The following is a 21,778-nucleotide window of genomic DNA, read 5'->3' on the forward strand; positions in this document are numbered from 1 at the left end:
TTAAAAATTATATCGTTTTATTTGTCTGGTAGACGCCCTTCTCTTCGATTTCCGTCCCCGGGAAAGAAAACGCAATTCCAATTGGCACTAGTTTCGAGGAGAATTTCACATCTAAACTCTTAAAGATAGGAACTTCTGGATGCAAAGGATATATTAACATTAGGCCATTTTCCTTTGAACGCACTCCTCGTTTATCTTTACGCTCTTTAAGTTCTTTAATTTTATCAAAGTCCAAATCCATGTCCTCATGGTTTGGAGACACAATAGCCCCAATGTCTCTAATTTGATACATGCTATCAGGCGCTTTGACCTTATTTCCAAGTGCAGAAGCAGATTTCAAACTGATTTTCCCTAATTCAACCGGGTATGCTGATAGGCCAATAGCAGATTTAGGCTGACCTTCTACAATTGAAACTGTCCAATTTAATAATTCTCCCTCTTTGTTCACTCTGTCAATATAGTCAGCAATTAGTGCAGAATTTACAATATTACTGTCAGCCGTTCGATATTCTGACAGAAATCCCTTGATGTGTTCTGCGTTCACACCAGATGTCGAGTAGAAGTTGGTCTTTTTGTATGTTGTCTTTATTAAAGGAAGTATATTAACGAGCTTAACAGCCGCATCCATGTTTCCTTTCATTACATCTTCACTTGGATCAAATAGTCTTGTCTGTTGTAGGGTACCAGCATAAATGACATTTGAAGAAACTGCATTTCTCATTTTCAAAGGACTCGTAAGCTTCATTGTTGGATGGCTGAGCATTTTGATTGCATATTCAGAAGGTGTCTTCTTCATTGCAGCCAGACGGTCGAATTCCTGTCGAAGTTGAATCATCGCAATAGACAGATGTTCAAAATTTGAAGCAATCTCATTAGAAGTATAAATGCGGCAGATATCCATATAACCCTTTCTATAGCCAAACCAGCGCCCCATCTGCATGAGAGTGTCGTACATAAGCGTATTACGGAAATAATAGGTGATACTTAAGCCTTCTAGTGTTAATCCTCTGGACAATTTGTCTCCACCTACAGCAATAACATTTAATCCTTCTTCTTTATATTGATGGTAATCTAATGCATCCCGGCTGTTACCATTTATCTCGAAAACTTGGATACTTTCACAGCAATTCATCAATTCTTTATATACTTCATTCCAGCTAAATTCTGGGTAATTTTCATTCGGCCAATCTTTACTTGTTGGGAGAATATCATTTTCATAAAGGTCTTGCAGCTCTGCAATCACAGTGCTTTCTGGATTATACTGTAATTGCTTTGATATAGCATCAAACGCCCGCTCCACTGCGTCTTTTACACTTGACTGGACATCTTTAAAACGAGAAGTATGTATGAGCATTGAATTATGTTTATTTCTTTGTCCTCTCAAATTGCGAATAGCAATCACAAGCAGGAATTCAAGTATTGCTTCACGCATTTGAGGAGGAACTTCTTCGAATTTATTTGCGTCAGATTTCTTTTTAATTTTTGTAAATACATCGAGGTCTTCTTGACGCAAATGGCGGATCAGACTTGGGCGAGTATCTTCAGCGTCCTCTTCCACATTAAAATATTCCTCAGGTCCGCAATATTCCTTCGGCTTTGGTAGGCCGACAAGAAAATCTTTTGGATACAGGTCATCGCCTTCTTCATTTGTAATTCCTTCATTGCTGATTAGAAGATTTGCAAAAGGTGTTGCAGTATATCCGACAAAAGCTTTCCGATTAAAAATTTCAAGAATTTGCCTGATCAAGCGATTGATCGTTTTCGGATCTTCATTTTTATCAGGATTGGAAGTGTCAACGGATGCCTGATCTGCTTCGTCATCAACAATTAAGACGGGAATATCCAAATTATATATATCCCGATGATAAATTAACTGATCTCGAAGCGACTCTAGTACGGTTTTATTTTTCTTAACGACCATTAATGTTGGTGAGTTTAGGTTACTAGTACCCCTTTGGCTTGATTTGATATCATGGTCTTCTGTTGTCCAAGAAGAAATGATATGATCAGCTGTATTTGCGCTTATTTGGGCAACCCCTATTGGATTTCCATCCTTGTCTGTTCGGTTCCCAATTACCTCTTCATTCAGACGGATTTGTGTCTGAGTTCTTAAATCATTATGAATCCCTGACAGCACAATTATTAGCATATAGCCAACATCAAAAGCTTTATTGATTAAGCCAGTGAAATTAGCTGTTTTACCTGACTGAACGTAACCTAATACAAGCCCACGTTTATCGAATGGGTCCATCGAGCTTGGATTTCCTATAGAAGCCATTATCTGATTCGTTGTTTCATCTATTGCAGTAACTGCCTCAAGAGGCCAGTTTTTCGAACTGGAGAGATATCTACGGTACCTGGACCAGAAAAATCCGCTAGCTACCATCTTAGGCTCAAACCAGCTTTTTTCTTTGGACTCTCTCATCACATAATTCTTTGGAACTTCCAAACCAATTTTGTACTTCATGTACATTTCAAGTGACCACCTTTGAAATGTTGGATCGTCAATAGGGCTCTCCGCCGACGCTAATCCTCTTGCTGATTCCAAGGCTTTTTCTGCTGCCTCTTCCTGATTTTTATAAACTGTTTTTAGGTAATAATAGGTATTTGAAAAGTTCTGTTCAAAAAAATCTTTCAAATCAATTGCTGACATTCAAATTCGCCTCCAATAAAATTACTTTTAAAGTTGCACGGTTTAATTCATCAAATGCAGGTTGCGTTAACAAAATATTCAAAAGCTGTTCTTCGTTTTCAGCCACATTTAACTGCATCATAGAAGAAGCAAATTGGACTACCAATTCTTTCTTGCTGTCTGAAACCTTTTGCACTTCTTCTTCTGGAACCTTAGGAGCATCTATAATATTGCTTGGCGAGCCAAGCTGTACAAATTTCAAATATAAGTTTAAGAGTTTTACATGTTCATCATCCAAATTTTTAAGCAACTCAGAAAGAATCGGATGATTCCGATTTAAAATAAATTGAGGACCATCCTCGTTTCCTGACTGCTCCCATGTATTTAAACTTCCCTTAATAGAAGGATTTCTAGGACCAGACTGTGTCCGGAAATAAAACATATCCCTTGAAACTTTTCGTGCAATGGATGAAATGGTTTCTAGTCTTCTTTTAGCGTCTTCAGGCAAATTAATGCCCGATTTTTTTATATCAACCTGCCAGTCTGAGTCAGCTGCATTCGGGAGATCGATGCGCACCCTGGCCAGCTGTGAAGCTGCATCCTTTGGAAACAGCCCCATCCAATCACCAAAATATAGAAGACGATTTTCTCTATAGATATATAATCCCTGATGATCACGCCAGCCTTTGTAACCGCCAGCCTTCTTATATTCAGACTCTGTTAAATGGGAGGCATGAGGCAAAATAAAATACTGTACTTTGATTCTATTATCATTTATTCTAAGGATCTGCATTTCGCCTTCCATTGTATTCGGATGGTATCTCATAAATGGATCCCACGGTTCTATCTCCTTACCGTTGATTAGCAGGCTTACTTCTTTTTTCTCCAGTATAGAGTGAAAGACAAATTCCAGGTGTCTATTAATACGGGAAACTTTATTGTAGAAGCTTATTTCTTTTAATCTGCGCTTTCGTCCAACTCCCATAAAACGGTCAAGCTTATCAATACAGACGACTGTGCCGTTTTCTTCCTTTATTTCACCCATTTTCAGTTTGATTTCTTCAGGAATTTTGGTAAAAAGTTGCCATTCATTGCATTCTGATACATGATCAAGATCCCAGCATCTCTCATAATATGCTCCATCTTTTTTTGTCAAAACACTCAACCGCTTTCCAAATGAAAAAGATGCCGTTTTTAACCCCATTCCAAAACGACCGAGCTCGTTTGCTCTTCTATGCTCTCTTGGGTCTTTAGAACCAATACTCATGGCAATTTGAAGCATATCTTCAGTCATACCGAAACCATTATCATTTATGGTAATCATTCCATCTGTATCATTATAGGTAAAATTAATTTTAATAGTTGATGCCTTAGCATCAAGACTGTTATCTACAAGGTCAGCAATAGCTGTACTAGCGTTATATCCAATAGAACGAAGCGCCTGAATCACAGGCGCTGCTGATGGTCTTGTCAGAACTATATTCATCTATTAAACCCCGTTTCGCAGCAATATTCATCCTAATTATAGCAAATAATTAGGATGAATAAATTGTAGATAATAGTTTTTACTTAAGTTTCCAAATAGATAAAAAATTATTAATAGATTTTATCAAATGGTATAAAAATCCCCATCTACTTATGATAAGGCTCCCCCCGCACAATCCGAAACGCCCGATAAATCTGCTCCACCAACACCAATCTCATCAACTGATGCGGAAACGTCATTTTCGAAAACGACAGTTTCTCATTCGCACGCTGCATCACAGCATCGCTTAATCCAAGGGATCCGCCAATGACAAAACACACCTTACTTTTTCCGTATGTTGCCAGCTTATCTATTGTATCGGCTAATTCTTCGGAACTTTTCATTTTTCCTTCGATGGCGAGGGCGATGACGTGGGCGTCTGGGTTGATTTTGCTTAGGATGCGTTCACCTTCTTTGTCTTTGATGATTTTCATGTCTTGATCGCTGAGGTGTTCGGGTGCTTTTTCGTCCGCGAGCTCAATGATCTCGATTTTTGCGTAAGCCTGTAATCGTTTTGTGTATTCGGCTATGCCTTGCTTTAAATATTTCTCTTTTAATTTTCCTACTGTGATAATTGATATATTCACAGGTCATCCCCACCTTAAGAACAAGTTATTCATATAAGTTATCAACAATTGTGGATAAAATTTGTGTATTTTGTGTCCGATCATTCGTTCCCCACTATATATATTGCAGGTTCATCGCACAATTCACAGGTTGTGGATAAGCTGTGTGTATGTTCGATTTTTCTGAATTCTGGTGGCAGTTCGTGATCATCTATGTACATGTCTAGTACGGTTTCTATATGTTCTGCACAAGCATAAAATATTTTGTTCATAAGTTTTTTATTCCTCCAATATGTTCTCCGGTTATTCACATTATTTCGCTCATTGTTCAATATAACCGATTTATTCACATGTTAATAGTCTTTTACTATTTTCCGCAACTTTTATCCACAAACAAAACAAAGAAGCCTCCACTCCTGTGTGAAGGCTTCTTTCTATATAAACGGATTATAAAATCTCGTTCCTCTAACAAATGTAATCACTAACGAAACAATCAGTACCACACCAACAAATATTAACGCCACATAATCTGCTTTTTGAAAGTCTTTCGCCGTAAACCATGTGCGCTTTTTATGCTTTCCAAATCCGCGTAGCTCCATCGCATTACTGATGGTCTCAATCCGCTCTAGGCTAGAAAATATCAGCGGCATCACAATCGATAGCGCATTTTTAATCCGTTTCCCCAGTTTTTCATTCTTCGATAAATCAATGCCTCTTGCTTGTTGAGAAATTGCGATCGTTCGAAAATCACGCTGAATATCTGGAATGTAGCGTAGAGCAATCGCAACCGCATACGAAATCCGGTAGCTAACCCCGATTCGGCTGAGCGATGAGGCGAATTCACTTGGATTTGTTGTCACGATAAATAAAAGTGCTGCTGGCATCACGGTCACGTATTTGAGCGTAATGTTCAACTGATAGAAAAGCTGTTCAAGTGTGACGTTGTACCAGCCTGCAATGTGAAATAGCTCGTGCTTTGCTCCGTAGATGGCGACACCTTGCTGCGGCGCAAAGATATAAATGGCGATGTTGTTGATGACAAGGAAAATCGCCAGGACAATCACTACGAAGGATATATCACGAAATCGTACGTTCGATAGCTGAAAGAACACGATACTGGCAACTAGCATAAACACTAACACGCCTGTATCATACGTGAGCATCGCTGCGGATGACCAGAGGATAAAGCAAATGAGTTTGGTTGCCCCTGTCAGCCGGTGAATCGGCGACGGGCGATCGATATAGGACAGCATGTCTACAGCCATGTCATTCGTTCCTTTCTGTCAACCTCAATGAAGCGATCCACGAGTTCATTTGGATTTGGCCAGTCTGCTTTAAGCGCCAGTTCATACAGCGATGTTTCCTTTAAGCTCGCCTTTTGGACAAGCAGCTGATCTGTCAGCACTTTGGCTGGTGTATCATCTGCGATTTTTTCTCCATCAGAAATGACAATAGTTCTTGTCGTATATTCGAGCATCAAATGCATATCATGTGTGATCATCAAGATCGTGACACCCTGCTGATTTAATTGCTCTAAAAACGTCATCATCTCTGTGTAATGTCTAAAATCCTGTCCGGCGGTTGGCTCATCTAAAATAATGATTTCTGGCTCTAATACAAGAATTGATGCGATCGTGACGCGCTTTTTCTGTCCAAAGCTGAGAGCAGAAATCGGCCAGTTCCGAAATGGGTATAAGCCGCATACTTTTAAGACTCGCTCCACCCGTTCCTTGATGTCTTCTTCCTTTACGCCTCTTAAAACGAGACCAAATGCAACTTCATCAAAAATCATTTGTTTAGAAATCATTTGATTTGGGTTTTGCATGACGACGCCGATTCGTTCGGAGCGCTGTTTGATCGTGTCTCCTGTGATGTCATCACCATTTAGATGAATGGTCCCTTTTGTTGGCTTTTCGAATGCACAGAGCACCTTGGATAGTGTCGTCTTGCCTGCCCCATTGGCTCCAGCGATGCTGATCATTTCTCCTTTTTTGACGGTAAAAGAGATGTTGCTCAGCGTGTTTGGTCTTGTCGGATAGTCAAAGCTCAGTTCACGTACTTCTAGTAAATCCTGCGCTGCATTTTGCTCGACTGATGGCTCAGACGCTTCCATCCACTGCTCGATTTTCATTTTTTCCTCATCATTTAAGGTAAGATGCTGTAAATTCGCGATCTGATCTCCTGCTTCAACCGGAATACCTGCATATTTCATGGCTTTTACATATAAAGGCTCACGTAAGTACGCCGCTTCTAATACATTTGAGGCGAGCAATTCATCTGGTGTCATGTCCGCTGCTATCGTGCCGTCATTGACGACGATGATGCGGTCCACATGGCGGAAGAGGACGTCCTCTAACCGGTGCTCGACCATCACGACGGTTTTTTTCGTTTGTTTTTGCAGTCGATCAATAAGATCGATTACTTCTTTGCCTGTTGCGGGATCAAGGCTTGCAAGTGGTTCGTCAAACAGCAAAATGTCGACTTCGTTAACAAGTACGCCTGCGATGGCGACACGTTGTTTTTGACCGCCTGACAGCTCATGTACGGATGATGCCAGCTTGCCATCTACCTCTGTTAATTTTGCTGCTTCTTCGACACGTGCTTTCATTTCTTCGCGTGTCACTTGATCATTTTCAAGTGTAAATGCGATGTCTTCTCCAACGGTCAGCCCGATAAATTGTCCATCAGGGTCCTGCAGCACCGTTCCGACGAGCTGTGAAAGAGAGAAAATGTTTTCTTTTTCTGCATTTTTCCCGCCGATGTGAAGACTTCCTTCCATAGAACCTTTATAAGACGCAGGAACTAGCCCATTGATGCAATGGGCTAGTGTGCTTTTTCCCGATCCAGACGGGCCTGCGATGAGGACTTTTTCGCCTTCATAGATGGTCAGGTTAATATCTTTCAATGTCGGTTCTGCCTGACTGCGATATTGGAATCCGAAATGTTCGAATTGAATCATCGGTTTCTTCATTTATGTGTTCCACCTTGCTTCATGATGTTTCTTTCGATAGACTGCCGCTTTTGCTTCTCGTTTTCGCATAAGCCGCAATGATGATGGTTCCTAGTACACCGACTGTGATGATGTTTGAGATTCCCGCCACGATGCCTTGAACAAATACTTTGTTCGCAGGTTCTGCATAGATCACAATGTCGAGTACCGGGGCAATGACAAACCAGCCCAATGCCTGTGCGCCTGCTTGTACGGCATTGAAGAGCGTGATTTTTTTCCAGCCAAAGTCGCCCTCTTCTACTTTTAAACGGTTCGAAATCAAGCCAATCAATAACCCAACAACACCTGAAACGATAATCCAGCTCCACCAAGGGCCAAATGTGGTGGCATCTTTAATAAGATGACCAATAAACCCAATCAGTGCGCCTGCAACAGGACCAAATAGCACGGCCATTAATGCAAGGAATGCGTACGAGGTTTCAATTTGTGTATTCGGAATCCCAGTTGGAATGGAGACGAATCGTCCTAAAATGACAAAGACGGCTGCGCCAATTCCGATGGCAACGACAGTTTTCGTTGAAAGTTGTTTACCTGCCATGATGTATCCTCCTCTTATTCGTATATAATGCGCGGAGCTTTGCGAATCGAAAGGCGCCAGCCTGTGCCTGTTCCGATGTTATAAGCCTTTGCAAATGACCCTTGATTGATCGCCACGCCTAAATGATCGAGTGAATTGACATATACGAGTGGTTCGCCTACCTTTAAATCAGCAAAAGATCGTCCATAGGTCATGATATTTTTATACACATTTTTTGGCCCGTTGGCAATGGTAACTTCTATTGCATCCCCATAATTGATTGAAAGTTGTTCAAATAGCGTGTGATGAATGTTTGTCCAGAGGTTTCCGAATCTCACGTCTAAAATATCAATCGTCCCTGTGATGACTTCTTCTTTCGCATAAGCCTGTACGACTGGAAGGTGAATAATATCATCAATATCCGCCTTTGGCCCAACCTCTTCAAAAGAAATCACACCTGAAGCAATTCTCGCCCCTGTATACGCGTAAATATCTCTCCCATGGAAAGTATGTGATTTTCCCGACTTTGGCAGCCGATTAATGGTTTCATCTAAATAACGGGCTTCCACTATGCCAATATACTGTGCGACGTGCGTAAGTGTCCCGTTATCTGGGGTAATGATGTAGTGCGAGCTTGTGGTTTTGACGACAAGACTCTTTCTTTCTGACCCAACGCCTGGGTCAACGACGGATACGAATACCGTCTCTTCCGGCCAGTACGTGACGGTTTGGAGCAGGCGGTAAGATGCCTCCCAAATGTCATACTGCGGTATATTGTGTGTTAGATCAAATAGGCGGATGCTGCTGCTGACCGTATTTGCCACTCCGTACATGGCGCTAACAGCTCCATCATCAATACCGAAATCTGATTGTAAAACCAATGCATGTTCACTCATGTCAATCTCCCTTTCATTTGAAAAAATGGATGTGGTGTTTCACGTGGAACATTTGAACATTTGTATGAAAAAAGTGGACAATAAAAAATACCCCATCCTTATCTTTGAATCATAAGGACGAGGTATTTGTCTCGTGGTACCACCTTTATTTACTGTTTGCTCGCGCTAAACAGCCTCTACAAGTACAAAGCTCCAATCTGGCTCATATACTGTGGTTTTGATAACGAGTACCAACTCTCGTCGTGTCCTACTAATATCATAGATATGTTCAGCACGAGGCTCAGAGACCATTTTTCGAATCATTATTTTTGCTTCTTTTCAGCTGCCGAAGCTCTCTGTGGAAAAATTGATGATTGTACTTTCTCTCGTCATTGCCTGTTTAACTATCTTGAATTAAAGCTATCATACATGATGTTTTTTGATAAATCAAGATATTTTTCTGAACATTTTCAAAAGTGAGTCAACTGGTGTTGAAAGAGTCTTCTTTTTATAAAATTTAAACAAATGTTAAAGAGCAAGATATGGTGTCTTTCCTTTCTAGCGGTATAATAAAGATGAAGGGAGGTACAGCGTGTGTGGACCATCTGTATGAATGAGTTTAAGCAGCTCTTCAAAAGCACAAAATCTATTTTAACAATTGTTATTATTTTCATTTTATCTACTTTTGTTTCAACTCTACCGTTTATTGCTGCTCATCAGGACAAATGGGAGGCAAAGGATCCTTATTCCATTGGGAATGAACTGGTGATGTCGTTATTTGGTTTCTTCCTTATTTTCTTATTGTCTCACGATATTTTAAGCCGAGAAATTCATTTAAAAACCATTCGTTTTCTCGTCAGTAAAACCACCCGTTTGAACATTATCATCGGGAAATATCTTGGACTGATGCTGTTTTGGCTTAGCTGTATTATGACGACATACGTACTGAATATGGTGATTTCACATCGTTTTCTTTTCTCTGATGCGTTAAAAATCTTAACCTTTATCAGTGTCGGTATCTCATGTGCTTTATTTTTGTCCATGCTCTTTCCAACCCCGCAGAAATCAATGTTTGTTGGGATGTTGTTTTCCTTTCTTTTCCCAATCGTCAGTATGATATCTGTTCTTTCTTCAGAACGATTGATTCATTGGTTCCAATATATGACGCCTTATTATTATGTGCGCTTGAGTGAGCCGCTGACCTATGTACTCATGAATACAGCATTGACCGTTATCTTACTCATTGGAACAGCACTCCTATTTCAAAGGAGGGATGTCTAAATGCTACATACAAAAGAACTCACAAAAAAATATCGGACAAAAGTCGCGATAGATCACATTACCCTTGATGTCAATCAAGGTGATATTTTCGGGCTCATTGGACCGAAGGGTTCTGGTAAGACGACGTTTTTCAATATCATTACGGGAATTTCCCGGCCAACCTCTGGGACGTTTACGATGATGGATATGCCTTCATTAAAAAAGGTGAGGCAGCATATCGGTGTTCTGCCTGAATATACGGATTTATATGAAGGGCTTACGGCACTTGAACATATTGCCTACTTATCAAAAATCACCGGGACGCGCCAGAAAACGAGTGATTATGAAGAACTGCTCGAATTTGTCGGCTTAGATCGCTATCATCAGGAAAAGGTCGGTTCCTTCACACCTGGTATGAAGAAACGGCTCGGCATGGCGCAGGCTATCGCCCATCGACCCGAATTTATTTTACTAGACGAGCCTTTTGCTGATATTGACGCAGATTCGATCTTGCACATCCAGCAGGTCATTGACACGTTAAAACATGAAGGGAAAACCGTCTTTTTAACGGCTGACCGCCCAAGGTTCACAAATAGTATCTGTACAAAAACTGCTTTTATTTCTGAAGGAAAATTAGTGTCCCCCCATACACATCCTCAAGAGAAAACCATCACATCCTCAAACATACGTGCAACCTTCAAGCATGCGTGGATTGATGATGAGGTGAAGCCTGTTCTCACGCAGTACTTACAAACTGTTGGAACAGATCTTGTGATCAGTGATGACGAGACCTCATTGTTGATTCGTTCAGAAGCCCAAGTCCCATCGATCATCCGCGCTTTCGTGAAATGCAAAGTTGATTTATACAGAGTCACGGCTCAGGATGCAATGAGCACCTCATAAAAAAGTACCGTAGCGATCCGCACGGTACTTCTTCTTTTTTATAAAGGTTTACTCATATATATTCCAGTTTCTGCAAATCCGGTCTTCTCGTACAGTGAACGGGCAATTTGATTATGAGCAAAAACATGAAGCGAGAGTTTCTGCACTCCTAATGACTTTGCTTGCTCCTCTAATGCAGCAATGGCCTGCTTTGCAAAGCCTTTGCCTCGATAGGCTTCGAATAAGAAAAAGTTATAAATGAATCCTTCCTTCTGCGGATGATTGGGGTCATAACAAAGCCAAACCCAGCCAATCGCTTCTTCCCCATTTAAGAAATTCCATAGCTCATGATGCTCTGTCTGCAGACCTTCAGGAAGGAGCCGATCAAATTGTTCTTCGGCGTTTGCAAGTGATTCTTCCTTCTCCCAAGTCCCTGCGAGTACCTTTTCTTCTGCGTACCGCTGAATGGCCTTCTCCATCAATACATCGTAATCTGTTTGTGACATTGGTTGTAGTGTAACCAATCGTACCGCCCCCTTTCCTCCATCATATGATGAGCATGCAAAAAAAACCAGTCCCCTCAAGGAACTGGTTAGCCGCCGAATCGGTCGGTTTGAGAAAGTTTGATCTCTACTGATTTTTTCTTTCCACTTCGGTAAAACTGCACCTTTACCTTGTCGCCGACTTTCTTTTGATATAAATACTTACGAAGGTCTACGATATTCTGTACACTCTTGCCATCAAAGGAAGTGACGACATCCAGCTCTTTTAGTCCCGCTTTTCCTGCCGGAGACAAAGGCTCGACACTCATCACGACAACCCCTGATGTGACGTTAGACGGCAGCTTCAACGTTTCCTGCCAGTGATAGCTCGCAATATCTGCTAAAGACTTCATGCCAACGCCTAGATACGGACGCTTTACCTCTCCGTAGCGCTCTAAATCCTCTATGACAGGGATAACGAGATTCGCCGGGATAGACAGTCCAATACCTTCTACCTCTGATTCAGCAATCTTCATTGAGTTGATGCCGATCACTTTTCCGTCCATATTGATCAAAGCACCGCCGCTGTTGCCTGGATTGATGGCGGCATCTGTTTGCAGTACCTCCGCATTCCAATCCGCCTGTCCGTCTCCATTCGAGTCCACAGGAATTGCACGTTCCGTTCCAGAAATGACACCTTGTGTGACAGAGCCTGCGAATTCAAGCCCTAATGGATTTCCAATGGCGATAACTGGCTCACCGGGCTTCACATGATCTGAATTGCCAAAGGCGGCGGTCTTCTTGATCTTATCACTTTTGACGGTGAGAACCGCTAAATCCATAAGCTGATCGCTTCCGACAAGATTGGCGCCAATTCTTGTCCCATCCTGAAGGCTCACTTCAAGCTGGTTGGCGCCTTTGATGACGTGGTGGTTGGTCACGATATAAAAGGTGTCACCCTTTTTCTTATAAATCACACCTGACCCGCTGCCTGCCTCTCCGCCTTCTTCCCAAAAGCTCGACTTTTGGATATTAATAACGCCGACAACCGTATCCGACATATGAGATACGACTTTTGTGACCGCATCATTGACGTTCACATTGACGGTCTTTAAAGGGCCCTGTGCTGCTTGCCCATCTCCGTTCTGCTGCCACCCAAAGGGACTGCCGCTCTGTCCTGACACATAGGGGAAAAAGAATCCCATTAAAAAAGCTCCTACCAATACACCGATCAGACCAGATAGGAAATATCCTTTTCTGCTTCGTCTCGGCTTCCACTCTACATCGCGATAATCCACTATGTTTCCTTCCTTTCAGTGAATAGATGATGTATATAGTGTTGGTAAGAAGCTCTTATCTTAATCATACGATTGTAAAAATCATACGGCGCAAAGCGGGGTTGCTTTTTTCGGGTCCGTATCATATAAATCAAAGCCATCCCCGACAACAAAGCCTTTCATCTCAAGCGTCTGCTGGACCGCCATACGGGCTAAATCCTTCATGTTGTTGTCTTGACTCAAATGAGCCAAGTAAATGCGTGAGGTGGCATCTCCAATGACATCTGTCATCGCAAGAGCCGCATCTTCATTTGAAACATGTCCGACATCGCTTAGAATTCTGCGCTTAATGCTCCACGGGTATCGACCCATTTGCAGCATACCGACATCATGATTGCTCTCAAATACAAATGTATTGGCTGACTGAATGATCCCTTTCATACGGTCACTCACATAGCCTGTATCCGTCATTAGGGCAAGTTTGCGCCCGCCATAATGGAACACGTAAAACATGGGTTCAGCCGCATCATGTGAGACACCAAAGGACTCAACATCGAGACCGCCAAAGGATTGGACGGTTTCCATATCAAAATGGAATTTTTGCTCTGTATCAATCTTCCCGATATGAGACTCCATCGCCTTCCATGTTTTCGCATTTGCATAGACAGGGAGCTTGTACTTTCTTGCCATAACACCGAGCCCTTTAATATGATCTGAGTGCTCGTGTGTCACAAAAATGCCGTCCAAGTCCTCAGGCTTGCGGTCGATTTGACCAAGCAGCTCGACCATCTGTTTGCCGCTTAACCCAGCATCCACTAAAAAGGCATGCTCGTCTGTTTCTAAATAAAAAGCGTTCCCCGTACTTCCGCTCGCTAGTACACTGAACTGCAAGCTCATGTTCTCTCACTCCATTGAGGATTTGTCATCTTTCTCTATATGATCAAGTGTTGAGCCATCAATGGCATTGATCAAATATTCTTCTTCTGTCTTTTTCTTTGAACCAGCTGATACGCCTTCAAGCTCGACTCGCCATACAGGCACCATGACCTGCGTGCTTGCACCTGGGTATTGCGTATAGTAGCCCAGCTCTACCTTTTTCACGGTCGTGTTTTGGCTCAGCATGTTTTGCGTATATAAATCCTTCACAGTTTCAAGCGCTGGCACAAGGGTTTCTTTTCTCACTTCATTAATCGATGTCACCATCGACTGCTGATACGATACGACCTCGTTTTTATCATTTAGATCTAGGGTGATTTTTCCGATAGTTTCGGAGTCATCAAGCCCCTCTTGGAAAATATATTTCCCTTTATACGTTTGGAAAAAGACGATTTTCCCTGTCTCTTCATCAATACTCCACAGCTTATAATTCTTCCCATCCAGCAAACGCTGGTTCACAAGGTTTGCCGCCGCTGTTTTCATATCTTTTTTCGGCAAGGCCACTGGTTTATTGAAAGTCATTTCAAGCAGCGTGACAGGATCATCTTTGTCTGTTTTCGGGAATGTGCTTTTCGCCTTTTGATCAGCTAATTCGTCAACATCCTTTTTCGTATATTGCTTCTTTTCAGCTGTAATGCGATAGCCAATCTTCGCTTCATCTGATAGATTGCCATATTTGATCCCGTCTGCCTTCATTTCTTCCAGCGTATCCGTTTTTTCGATAATCGCAAAATGATCGGTTGATCGTTTTTCAAAGTATTGAAAACCTAGAAAGATATCGAGAACGAGAAAGGCTAGGATAAAGATCGTTTTGGTCTTATTCCACTCCATGATTCTCGCCCCCCTCTGTCAACAAATCATGCGATAGAATCACGGTTTTGCCATTGTATTTCATGCACCATACTGGGTCCAGCCAGACAAACATCGCTTGATCTTGATCTGATGCGGTGGAAGCAGCTTGATAGGCCGGGAAAATTTGTTCAATTTTCTCAAGGTCATCATATTTCGTCTGCTTGACGATTAAGTCTTTCAGCTCTGTCCCGTTCATCAGCTTGACCTGTTCGCTCTGACTCGCTTTGTTGCCTAGAATATAGTTTGGACGCTTGTAATTCAAGATGTCGTCATTCGCCCACTGTACTTCAAGAGAGGTCATCCCAAATGGGTGCTTTGTACTATTGACGATCGGCAGGCCATCCATAAACATATTAAAGGAAAGCTGCTGGTTGCTATTGATACCAAAGTATTGAAAGTCATCGGTAAAGCTCCCCGTATCATTGAAATACTTCACACTTCGCTTGATCAAATCACCCGTTTGGAAAACGGTGCTGCTGTTGATATTGCGATGTTGATATTGGATGCGGTGGTCTTTTTGATTGGCTTCAAGGCGGCTTGTGCCATCTGTGTACACCGTTCGGTTTAAATTAGACTCCTCGCCGACTAGACTCGGATCCGTAAACAAAGCGTCCTTGAATTTGCTTGTCTTAATCGTTTCGATAAAGAACATTTTTGCTTCAAGCTGCTTTTGCTTTCTCGGAAGGAGGAAATCTCGTTTCGAATTCGCTGAGAATGTATAGAGATCATAGTGCGGCATCTCGTTTTGAGCGGCTGCGATACTGTCCATGAGATTCCGATAGTTAGCAGACTCTATTGTCAGCTCAAGCACCGTTTCCTTGCTATATGAAACCAAATAAACTTTCTTATTGGCCTTGTCCTGCTGGGAGAACGGCACAATCATCCGGTCAAACGAATTGTATTCAATGGACTTGTTCGGCCATTTAAACAACGCTTGGAAAATATCAATCGGAATCGGGTCATTGAACACAAGATCCAATGTCTTCCCCTGTCCTCCGCTTCCATAGAAGAAATTCTTAAATTTCTGCTCCGAATATTGATCTGACACATCCGAAATCTCTTTCACATCCCAAAGGCTCACATCATTCCAGAAGTTTTGAAAGAGTTCCTTTTGATCCACTTTAAAATGCTCCCCATTTGAATGGATGAACATCTCCCGCGGCTTCACGACATCAATGAGGCTTCTAGGCTCATCGCTTGATATCTTCTTCGTTTCCACGACCTTAGTGCCGGCATCTGCCTGGTCCTGCATGACGGGCTGGAACATCCAAATATTCCACGTAAACACAAGACTGATCGCAATTAGGATTGTCAATATTATGGTTTTAAAGGTCTCACGCTTCATCCCAATCATCCTCTTGTTCTTCATTGTACGGAAGGGTAAAGGTCACTGTTGTTCCTTTTCCTTCAATGCTGTCAGCCCAAATATCTCCGCCATGAGCCTGAACCATTTCTTTTGCAATCGCAAGGCCTAGGCCGGTTCCGCCAAGTTTTCTTGTTCTCGCCTTATCCACTCGATAAAAACGTTCAAAGATTTTATCCATATCCTTCTTCGGAATACCGATCCCTTCATCTTTGACGCTGAATAATACAAGGCCATTCTCCTCATCCAGATCAACGGTAAACGTGATATGTCCACCCTCTGGCGAGTATTTCATAGCATTGGAAATGATATTATCGAGCACTTGTGTGATTTTATCTTGATCAATTTCCACATATATTTCACGTTGCGGAAGATTGCGAATAAACTCGACATGCTGCTCCTTTGTCATTTCAAAACGATCAATGACCAATGAGATAAATCTGATAAAATTCGTCCACTCACGGTTGAATTGATAATCCTTGCTGTCGAACTTAGACAGCTGCAGCAGGTCATTAACAAGCCGGATCATGCGCTCTGTTTCATTTTGCGTAACACTGAGGAACCTTGGCGCAAGCTCTTTATCACCAATTGCGCCTTCAGCCAGAGCCTCAAGATAGCTTCGCATCGTCGTTAGCGGTGTGCGCAGCTCATGTGATACGTTTGCGACGAATTCACGGCGTTCTGCATCGATTTTCTCCTGCTCTGTGACGTCATAAATGACCGCAATTAAACCATCAATCTTCCCATGCTCTTTCTGAATCACTGAGAAATTGACACGCAAAACAGACAGCTGATCTTCGCGTTCGATTTCTATCAGCATGGAATCTTGATTTTCGACTAAATCTTCAAAGGTATGCGTGTCCTCGAGGCCCAGTAAGGACGTGATCGGCATCTCTAGTGCTGTTTCACGTGAAACATTTAACAGCTCTAATGCCGGGCTGTTTAATAGAATAATGGCACCGTTTTGATTCGTGGCGATGACGCCATCTGTCATATAGGCAATGACAGAAGAAAGCTTCTTTCGCTCACCCTCCGTCATCAGCTGCGCTTCCTCCAGCTCTCTCGTCAGATGGTTAAAGGTCGTCGCAAGCTGGCCAATCTCGTCATGTCCATACTTTCGAACCTTTCTGGAAAAGTTCCCTTTGGCGAGCTCGATCGCTTGCTTCCTCATATCCGAAATAGGATGAGTGATTGTTCTAAAGATGAAAATTCCAAGTAGTGCGGTCGTCCCAAGTGCGATCAGTGTGCCAGTTGCCAAAATGGTGTTAATGGTTCGCATTTGGTTAAACACGCTCTCCATCGAAGACACAACATAAATCACACCGACAGTTTCTTGGTTTTCATTTTTCACGGCTGTCGCAGAGATACGCACCCGTTTATTTGATTCTGGGTCATAGAATTTCTTTTCATAGTCTTTGCCTACTGCGAAAATACGGCTAATGATTTGATCTGTGATTTTCTTGCCGGCAATCTCCTGACTGCCGTTATTCACAGAGGCAATCACCTCTCTGCTTTCATCAATATAGCTGACTTCAGATATTTCATTAGACTCATCTTTGTTGTTAAAGTCGTTTAATATCTTTTGAGCATCCTCTTTTAATTCTGCCTTACTTTTCGATGAATCTTGTTCTAGGTAATACGATAACGAGTAGATTCGCTGATTCAAGGAATTATCATATGAATTAATTAAGGACTGCTCTAGCTGCTTCACAAAGTACACGCCAATGATCTGCATGGCGACGATGATGAGCAGCACGTAAATTAAGGTCAATTTAAAGTGAATCGAGCGAAAAAAACCTACTTTATTCATAAGAATCTTAGTCCTGCTCTGGGTTTCTTAAATAGTAGCCGACGCCTCGTCTTGTCACGATCCAGCTAGGGTGGCTAGGGTTGTCTTCAATTTTCTCACGAAGACGGCGGACGGTGACGTCTACTGTACGGACATCCCCAAAGTAATCGTAGCCCCAAACGGTTTGCAGCAAGTGCTCACGTGTCATGACCTGTCCGATATGTTTCGCTAAGTAATGAAGCAATTCGAACTCACGGTGCGTCAATTCAATCGTTTCCTCGCGCTTAGACACTACATACGCATCTGGATAAATGACAAGTGATCCAATTTCAATATCATTTGATTCAGATTCTTCCTCTGTCTGCGGCGTAGCAATTTGTCTTCTCAAATTCGCTTTCACACGGGCAAGCAGCTCGCGCGTGCTAAATGGCTTCGTCACATAATCATCTGCGCCAAGCTCAAGACCGATGACTTTATCAATTTCAGAGTCTTTTGCTGTCAGCATGATAATCGGCATGTCATATTTCTTTCTCACTTCACGGCATACCTCAACGCCATCTTTGTTCGGTAGCATAATGTCGAGCAGAATAATGTCCGGTTTGATTTCTTCTACCATTTCAAGGGCTTCATTGCCGTCATATGCACAATGAACCTCATAGCCCTCTTTTCTTAAGTTAAATTCCAATATATCAGCAATCGGTTTTTCATCATCTACGACAAGAATCTTTTTTTCCATTGTGATTTCCTCCTGCATTTTTAGCATCTATGTCATTCCATTTTTGCATGTCTCATCAGACCTTTTTCATTTGAGCAAAAAAGGCTCACTGTCTATTATAACGCTTTACGTGGCAAAGATAAAAATAATAACGGCTTTCTTTTCTAGTAAACGTTGGATAGGAAGTCACCTCTCAAAAAAATTGATGGCTTTTTTCCTTTTTTATCGAAACTTTTCCAGTCACCAATCGTCTATATAGATGTAACGTCTTCTTCTTATGGAGCCGGGCCCTACCTAGGTCCGGCTTCTCCCTTTTTATGCCTTTTTTTCATATAATAAAAACGCACCTGCGATTGCAGATGCGTTTGGAAGTGGCTCGGGACGGAATCGAACCGCCGACACACGGATTTTCAGTCCGTTGCTCTACCAACTGAGCTACCGAGCCATCATCAAAAAGATGAATAAGTATAAATGGCGGTCCGGACGGGACTCGAACCCGCGACCTCCTGCGTGACAGGCAGGCATTCTAACCAACTGAACTACCGGACCTCAGTAACTTGCCCGAAAAAGCAATCGTGGTGCTCCTTCAAGCAAGTGAGGAAAAATTAGCTTAACGCTAAAGTAAATCAATGACCCGTACGGGATTCGAACCCGTGTTACCGCCGTGAAAGGGCGGTGTCTTAACCGCTTGACCAACGGGCCAATACATGGTGAGCCATGAAGGACTCGAACCTTCGACCCTCTGATTAAAAGTCAGATGCTCTACCAACTGAGCTAATGGCTCTCGGTTTGTGAAAAGTAATTCTGAAGAAGTTGTATTGCGTCAAACCAATCGCTTTAAAAAAGCTGGAACATCGCATCCTAACAAGTTTCAGAGACCTTTGCAACAACGAGATTTATAATATCATAGAGTAATTACATATGGCAATACGTTTTTCGACATTTTTTTAAAAAAAGTGTCGGATTTGAAATCTCCCGCCAAAGCCCTTCTATTTGCAACCGCCTTCATTTTTACTGCCTCTTTTCATGACCTCTGCCTATTCAAGCACATAGAAACGTTTTAGACCGCCCGAAATTGGTTATACATGATACAAGTGACATTGTGATTGAAAAAGGAGGAAGCAGTATGAGTTCATTTAAATTAGGAGATAAAATGCCCAATTTTTCACTTCCAACCATTCAGGGCGAACATATTGATTTTCACAAACATTTAGAGGAGCATCAAAGCTGGCACCTCATCGTCTTCTTTAGAGGCTCATGGTGCCCAGTATGTGTAGAAGAATTGAAAGAGCTTGAACAGCAGCAATCATACTTTCAAGACAAGGATATCCACTTAATGGCGATTTCAACGGATCATTCTGATGACTTGAAGGAATTTGCCGATAAAGAAGGACTATCCTTCCCAATCATGTCTGACAAGGACCTCACTTCATTAAAAGCATATGAAGTCCACTATCACGGAGAAGATGCTCCTTATGAAGATCACGGAGTGCACGGGGAACCTGCCTATTTCTTACTAAACGAAAAGGGCCAAGTCCTCTATCAGCAAAGACAAACAAGTCCGTTTGGCAGACCGCATGCCAACGAACTGCGCAAAATCATTCAGTACATTCGTAAAAATTTAAAAGGCCAATATAAAAGCTGAAATAAGAAAGAAGCCCTCATGACGAGGGCTTCTTTTATGAATTCCTTTTATTATATATCCAGTCTGCGGCGAAAAATACAAGGAGACCCGCCATGAGAATGACAAAGGTGACGGGTGGTTTATCATCCTGGAAATAAGAGTACAGCGAATGTCCTCCTAATGCAAGAAGATAAAAGATAAATGCCGGTCCTGCTGCTTTATGTGCATTCGCTTGTTCTTTTTTCGTACTTTTTTTGAAAAACATTGTAACAATTCCCCTTTATGCTGCTTTCTTCTTCGTCACCCGGCGAAGTGCCTGCGAACGAATATATTCCATTGGACCAATTCTCCAAACCTTTAGACAACATGCTGATATGGCGATTTGCAGAAGTGAAATGAGCAGCCATGCCAATACGATAAGAGGGGCGTTGATTTGCCCGCCAAGACCCAATCCCCAGCTATAAAAAAGAACCGAGCAGATGACATTTTGCAGGATGTAACAGCTGAGCGCCATTTTCCCTACATATTCAAACCAATTCCACATGAACCATGACTCCGTATGCGCCAGGAGCTTCGCAATGACAGCGATATAGAAAAGAGAGAGGAATGGCGAAAACGCATAGCGCACAACGAATTCCACTAGTTCGTTCGGAACGAAGACAAGTGCATTCAGCGGCAAACCCACCCACAGACCGATTCGGAATAATCTTTTCCGCAGAGATTGCCCGCGTTCATTTGCATAAAATACACCGGCTCTCATCATCCGCACCCCTAATAAAAACAAAAATGTGTTCATTGGAATGATAAAGATCGCTTCCTCACGGTACATGAAAAAGTGTTGTAATCGTTCTTGAACCTGCGAGATCCATGTCTCTGGCAGCTGCTCTTCCAGCGCCGGTTCACTACTTTGATCATACGATGCGGTGTCCATTTCAGAGAGGGCAAACACCATCAGACAGGACAGAACAAGCAGATGAATGACTCCAGAGAAGATCATGCCTCTTTTGATACGCTTGCTCCCTCCTCGTACAATAAATGCCACAAGCAAACCGGTGACAGCGTAACTCATGAGCACATCATATTCCATCACAAGTGCAAAATGGACAAAGCCTTCGATAAATAAAAATAAAAGAATCCATAAATATGTACCCGGCCAAGGCGTGTTTTTTCTTTTGGCCTGCTGGTATTTCAGCTCTAGCCCTACACCGAACATGATGGTAAGCAGTGAGAGCATTTTCCCATAGACGAACATGGAAACAAGGCTTTCTAGAAAACTGCCATGTTCATATTCATCTGCAATCTGATCTGTCGCAAAGGTATCCCCTGCATACGCAAAAAACCAGACGTTCGTTCCCAATGTACCTAATATGGCAAAACCTCTTAAAATATCTAATAATCTTATTCTTTCTTTCACTAGAACGCTCCTTCCCCCTATACAGTTATCATATTTTGGTAATGGTCGGAAGCCTGTTC

General features: G+C 42.2%; 20 protein-coding genes, 4 tRNA genes and 1 other annotated feature. Of the genes, 3 read left to right on the forward strand and 21 right to left on the reverse strand.

Going from position 1 to position 21,778, the window contains the following annotated elements:
* Positions 1-7: 7 nt before the first annotated feature.
* The 8 genes from NST39_RS19495 to NST39_RS19530 all read right to left on the reverse strand — a co-directional run bounded on the left by NST39_RS19495 (position 8) and on the right by NST39_RS19530 (position 9,146).
* Complete coding sequence (locus NST39_RS19495; protein ID WP_341029897.1) at positions 8-2,653, reverse strand: Z1 domain-containing protein; 2,646 nt, start codon at positions 2,651-2,653, stop codon at positions 8-10.
* A complete protein-coding gene (locus NST39_RS19500; RefSeq protein ID WP_106042829.1) occupies positions 2,640-4,118 on the reverse strand; it encodes an ATP-binding protein in 1,479 nt (492 codons plus the stop codon). Before NST39_RS19500 ends, NST39_RS19495 begins: the two co-directional genes overlap by 14 nt.
* A gap of 146 nt (positions 4,119-4,264) precedes the next feature.
* Complete coding sequence (gene rlmH / locus NST39_RS19505; RefSeq protein ID WP_111292098.1) at positions 4,265-4,744, reverse strand: 23S rRNA (pseudouridine(1915)-N(3))-methyltransferase RlmH; 480 nt, start codon at positions 4,742-4,744, stop codon at positions 4,265-4,267.
* 80 nt (positions 4,745-4,824) lie between these two features.
* Positions 4,825-4,995: a CxxH/CxxC protein gene (locus tag NST39_RS19510; protein WP_113767955.1), complete on the reverse strand. Its 171-nt coding sequence runs from the start codon at positions 4,993-4,995 to the stop codon at positions 4,825-4,827.
* Between the two features lie 162 nt (positions 4,996-5,157).
* Positions 5,158-5,988: an energy-coupling factor transporter transmembrane component T family protein gene (locus NST39_RS19515; protein ID WP_341029900.1), complete on the reverse strand. Its 831-nt coding sequence runs from the start codon at positions 5,986-5,988 to the stop codon at positions 5,158-5,160.
* On the reverse strand, positions 5,979-7,694 hold the full coding sequence (locus NST39_RS19520) for an ABC transporter ATP-binding protein (RefSeq protein WP_341029901.1): 1,716 nt from the start codon (positions 7,692-7,694) through the stop codon (positions 5,979-5,981). The genes NST39_RS19515 and NST39_RS19520 overlap by 10 nt, the downstream gene beginning before the upstream one ends.
* Before the next feature lie 19 nt (positions 7,695-7,713).
* Positions 7,714-8,271 carry an ECF-type riboflavin transporter substrate-binding protein gene (locus NST39_RS19525; RefSeq protein WP_041508071.1) on the reverse strand — a complete coding sequence of 186 codons (558 nt, stop codon included), beginning with the start codon at positions 8,269-8,271 and terminating at the stop codon, positions 7,714-7,716.
* Positions 8,272-8,285: 14 nt separating this feature from the next.
* Positions 8,286-9,146, reverse strand: a complete 861-nt coding sequence (locus NST39_RS19530) for an SAM hydrolase/SAM-dependent halogenase family protein (RefSeq protein ID WP_341029902.1) — start codon at positions 9,144-9,146, stop codon at positions 8,286-8,288.
* Between the two features lie 110 nt (positions 9,147-9,256).
* Positions 9,257-9,527, reverse strand: a binding site (T-box leader).
* A gap of 192 nt (positions 9,528-9,719) precedes the next feature.
* On the opposite strand from NST39_RS19530, the gene NST39_RS19535 reads away from it, so the two are divergent.
* Positions 9,720-10,406, forward strand: a complete 687-nt coding sequence (locus tag NST39_RS19535; RefSeq protein ID WP_065097607.1) for an ABC transporter permease subunit — start codon at positions 9,720-9,722, stop codon at positions 10,404-10,406.
* A complete protein-coding gene (locus NST39_RS19540; RefSeq protein ID WP_065097606.1) occupies positions 10,407-11,288 on the forward strand; it encodes an ABC transporter ATP-binding protein in 882 nt (293 codons plus the stop codon).
* A gap of 38 nt (positions 11,289-11,326) precedes the next feature.
* Here NST39_RS19540 and NST39_RS19545 read toward each other — a convergent pair whose 3' ends face one another.
* The 11 genes from NST39_RS19545 to NST39_RS19595 form a co-directional block, all read right to left on the reverse strand.
* Complete coding sequence (locus NST39_RS19545) at positions 11,327-11,791, reverse strand: GNAT family N-acetyltransferase (protein WP_065097605.1); 465 nt, start codon at positions 11,789-11,791, stop codon at positions 11,327-11,329.
* A 68-nt stretch (positions 11,792-11,859) separates the two neighbouring features.
* A complete protein-coding gene (locus NST39_RS19550) occupies positions 11,860-13,050 on the reverse strand; it encodes a S1C family serine protease (protein ID WP_445661871.1) in 1,191 nt (396 codons plus the stop codon).
* A gap of 78 nt (positions 13,051-13,128) precedes the next feature.
* Positions 13,129-13,923 carry an MBL fold metallo-hydrolase gene (locus tag NST39_RS19555; RefSeq protein ID WP_034660602.1) on the reverse strand — a complete coding sequence of 265 codons (795 nt, stop codon included), beginning with the start codon at positions 13,921-13,923 and terminating at the stop codon, positions 13,129-13,131.
* A gap of 6 nt (positions 13,924-13,929) precedes the next feature.
* Complete coding sequence (locus NST39_RS19560) at positions 13,930-14,793, reverse strand: two-component system regulatory protein YycI (RefSeq protein WP_341029903.1); 864 nt, start codon at positions 14,791-14,793, stop codon at positions 13,930-13,932.
* A complete protein-coding gene (gene yycH / locus NST39_RS19565; protein WP_278177313.1) occupies positions 14,780-16,159 on the reverse strand; it encodes a two-component system activity regulator YycH in 1,380 nt (459 codons plus the stop codon). The genes NST39_RS19560 and yycH overlap by 14 nt, the downstream gene beginning before the upstream one ends.
* On the reverse strand, positions 16,149-17,987 hold the full coding sequence (gene walK / locus NST39_RS19570) for a cell wall metabolism sensor histidine kinase WalK (protein ID WP_050944648.1): 1,839 nt from the start codon (positions 17,985-17,987) through the stop codon (positions 16,149-16,151). Before walK ends, yycH begins: the two co-directional genes overlap by 11 nt.
* Positions 17,988-17,994: 7 nt before the next feature.
* A complete protein-coding gene (yycF, locus tag NST39_RS19575; RefSeq protein WP_003215017.1) occupies positions 17,995-18,702 on the reverse strand; it encodes a response regulator YycF in 708 nt (235 codons plus the stop codon).
* 351 nt (positions 18,703-19,053) lie between these two features.
* A tRNA-Phe gene (locus NST39_RS19580) sits at positions 19,054-19,126 on the reverse strand.
* Positions 19,127-19,153: 27 nt separating this feature from the next.
* Positions 19,154-19,230 (reverse strand) — tRNA-Asp (locus NST39_RS19585).
* A gap of 81 nt (positions 19,231-19,311) precedes the next feature.
* Positions 19,312-19,383, reverse strand: a tRNA-Glu gene (locus tag NST39_RS19590).
* 6 nt (positions 19,384-19,389) lie between these two features.
* A tRNA-Lys gene (locus tag NST39_RS19595) sits at positions 19,390-19,465 on the reverse strand.
* 342 nt (positions 19,466-19,807) lie between these two features.
* Here NST39_RS19595 and NST39_RS19600 point away from each other — a divergent pair.
* Positions 19,808-20,326 (forward strand): peroxiredoxin family protein, encoded by a 519-nt coding sequence (locus NST39_RS19600; protein WP_065097598.1) that lies wholly within the window; start codon positions 19,808-19,810, stop codon positions 20,324-20,326.
* Between the two features lie 34 nt (positions 20,327-20,360).
* Here NST39_RS19600 and NST39_RS19605 read toward each other — a convergent pair whose 3' ends face one another.
* Both NST39_RS19605 and NST39_RS19610 read right to left on the reverse strand, forming a co-directional pair.
* Entirely contained in the window at positions 20,361-20,570 is a 210-nt protein-coding gene (locus NST39_RS19605) for a hypothetical protein (protein WP_283924072.1), read from the reverse strand.
* Positions 20,571-20,585: 15 nt separating this feature from the next.
* Positions 20,586-21,719 carry a DUF418 domain-containing protein gene (locus tag NST39_RS19610; protein ID WP_341029906.1) on the reverse strand — a complete coding sequence of 378 codons (1,134 nt, stop codon included), beginning with the start codon at positions 21,717-21,719 and terminating at the stop codon, positions 20,586-20,588.
* Positions 21,720-21,778: the final 59 nt, after the last annotated feature.

This window comes from Bacillus sp. FSL W8-0645 (genome assembly GCF_038007905.1).
Lineage (GTDB): Bacteria > Bacillota > Bacilli > Bacillales > Bacillaceae > Bacillus > Bacillus pumilus.

Bases quoted from the DNA above. Each gene is read 5' to 3' on its own strand.
- NST39_RS19495 (WP_341029897.1), bottom strand. From the start codon at position 2,653: ATGTCAGCAATTGATTTGAAAGATTTTTTTGAACAGAACTTTTCAAAT.
- NST39_RS19500 (WP_106042829.1), bottom strand. From the start codon at position 4,118: ATGAATATAGTTCTGACAAGACCATCAGCAGCGCCTGTGATTCAGGCG.
- NST39_RS19510 (WP_113767955.1), bottom strand. From the start codon at position 4,995: ATGAACAAAATATTTTATGCTTGTGCAGAACATATAGAAACCGTACTA.
- NST39_RS19515 (WP_341029900.1), bottom strand. From the start codon at position 5,988: ATGGCTGTAGACATGCTGTCCTATATCGATCGCCCGTCGCCGATTCAC.
- NST39_RS19520 (WP_341029901.1), bottom strand. From the start codon at position 7,694: ATGAAGAAACCGATGATTCAATTCGAACATTTCGGATTCCAATATCGC.
- NST39_RS19525 (WP_041508071.1), bottom strand. From the start codon at position 8,271: ATGGCAGGTAAACAACTTTCAACGAAAACTGTCGTTGCCATCGGAATT.
- NST39_RS19530 (WP_341029902.1), bottom strand. From the start codon at position 9,146: ATGAGTGAACATGCATTGGTTTTACAATCAGATTTCGGTATTGATGAT.
- NST39_RS19540 (WP_065097606.1), top strand. From the start codon at position 10,407: ATGCTACATACAAAAGAACTCACAAAAAAATATCGGACAAAAGTCGCG.
- NST39_RS19555 (WP_034660602.1), bottom strand. From the start codon at position 13,923: ATGAGCTTGCAGTTCAGTGTACTAGCGAGCGGAAGTACGGGGAACGCT.
- NST39_RS19560 (WP_341029903.1), bottom strand. From the start codon at position 14,793: ATGGAGTGGAATAAGACCAAAACGATCTTTATCCTAGCCTTTCTCGTT.
- yycH (WP_278177313.1), bottom strand. From the start codon at position 16,159: ATGAAGCGTGAGACCTTTAAAACCATAATATTGACAATCCTAATTGCG.
- walK (WP_050944648.1), bottom strand. From the start codon at position 17,987: ATGAATAAAGTAGGTTTTTTTCGCTCGATTCACTTTAAATTGACCTTA.
- yycF (WP_003215017.1), bottom strand. From the start codon at position 18,702: ATGGAAAAAAAGATTCTTGTCGTAGATGATGAAAAACCGATTGCTGAT.
- NST39_RS19600 (WP_065097598.1), top strand. From the start codon at position 19,808: ATGAGTTCATTTAAATTAGGAGATAAAATGCCCAATTTTTCACTTCCA.
- NST39_RS19605 (WP_283924072.1), bottom strand. From the start codon at position 20,570: ATGTTTTTCAAAAAAAGTACGAAAAAAGAACAAGCGAATGCACATAAA.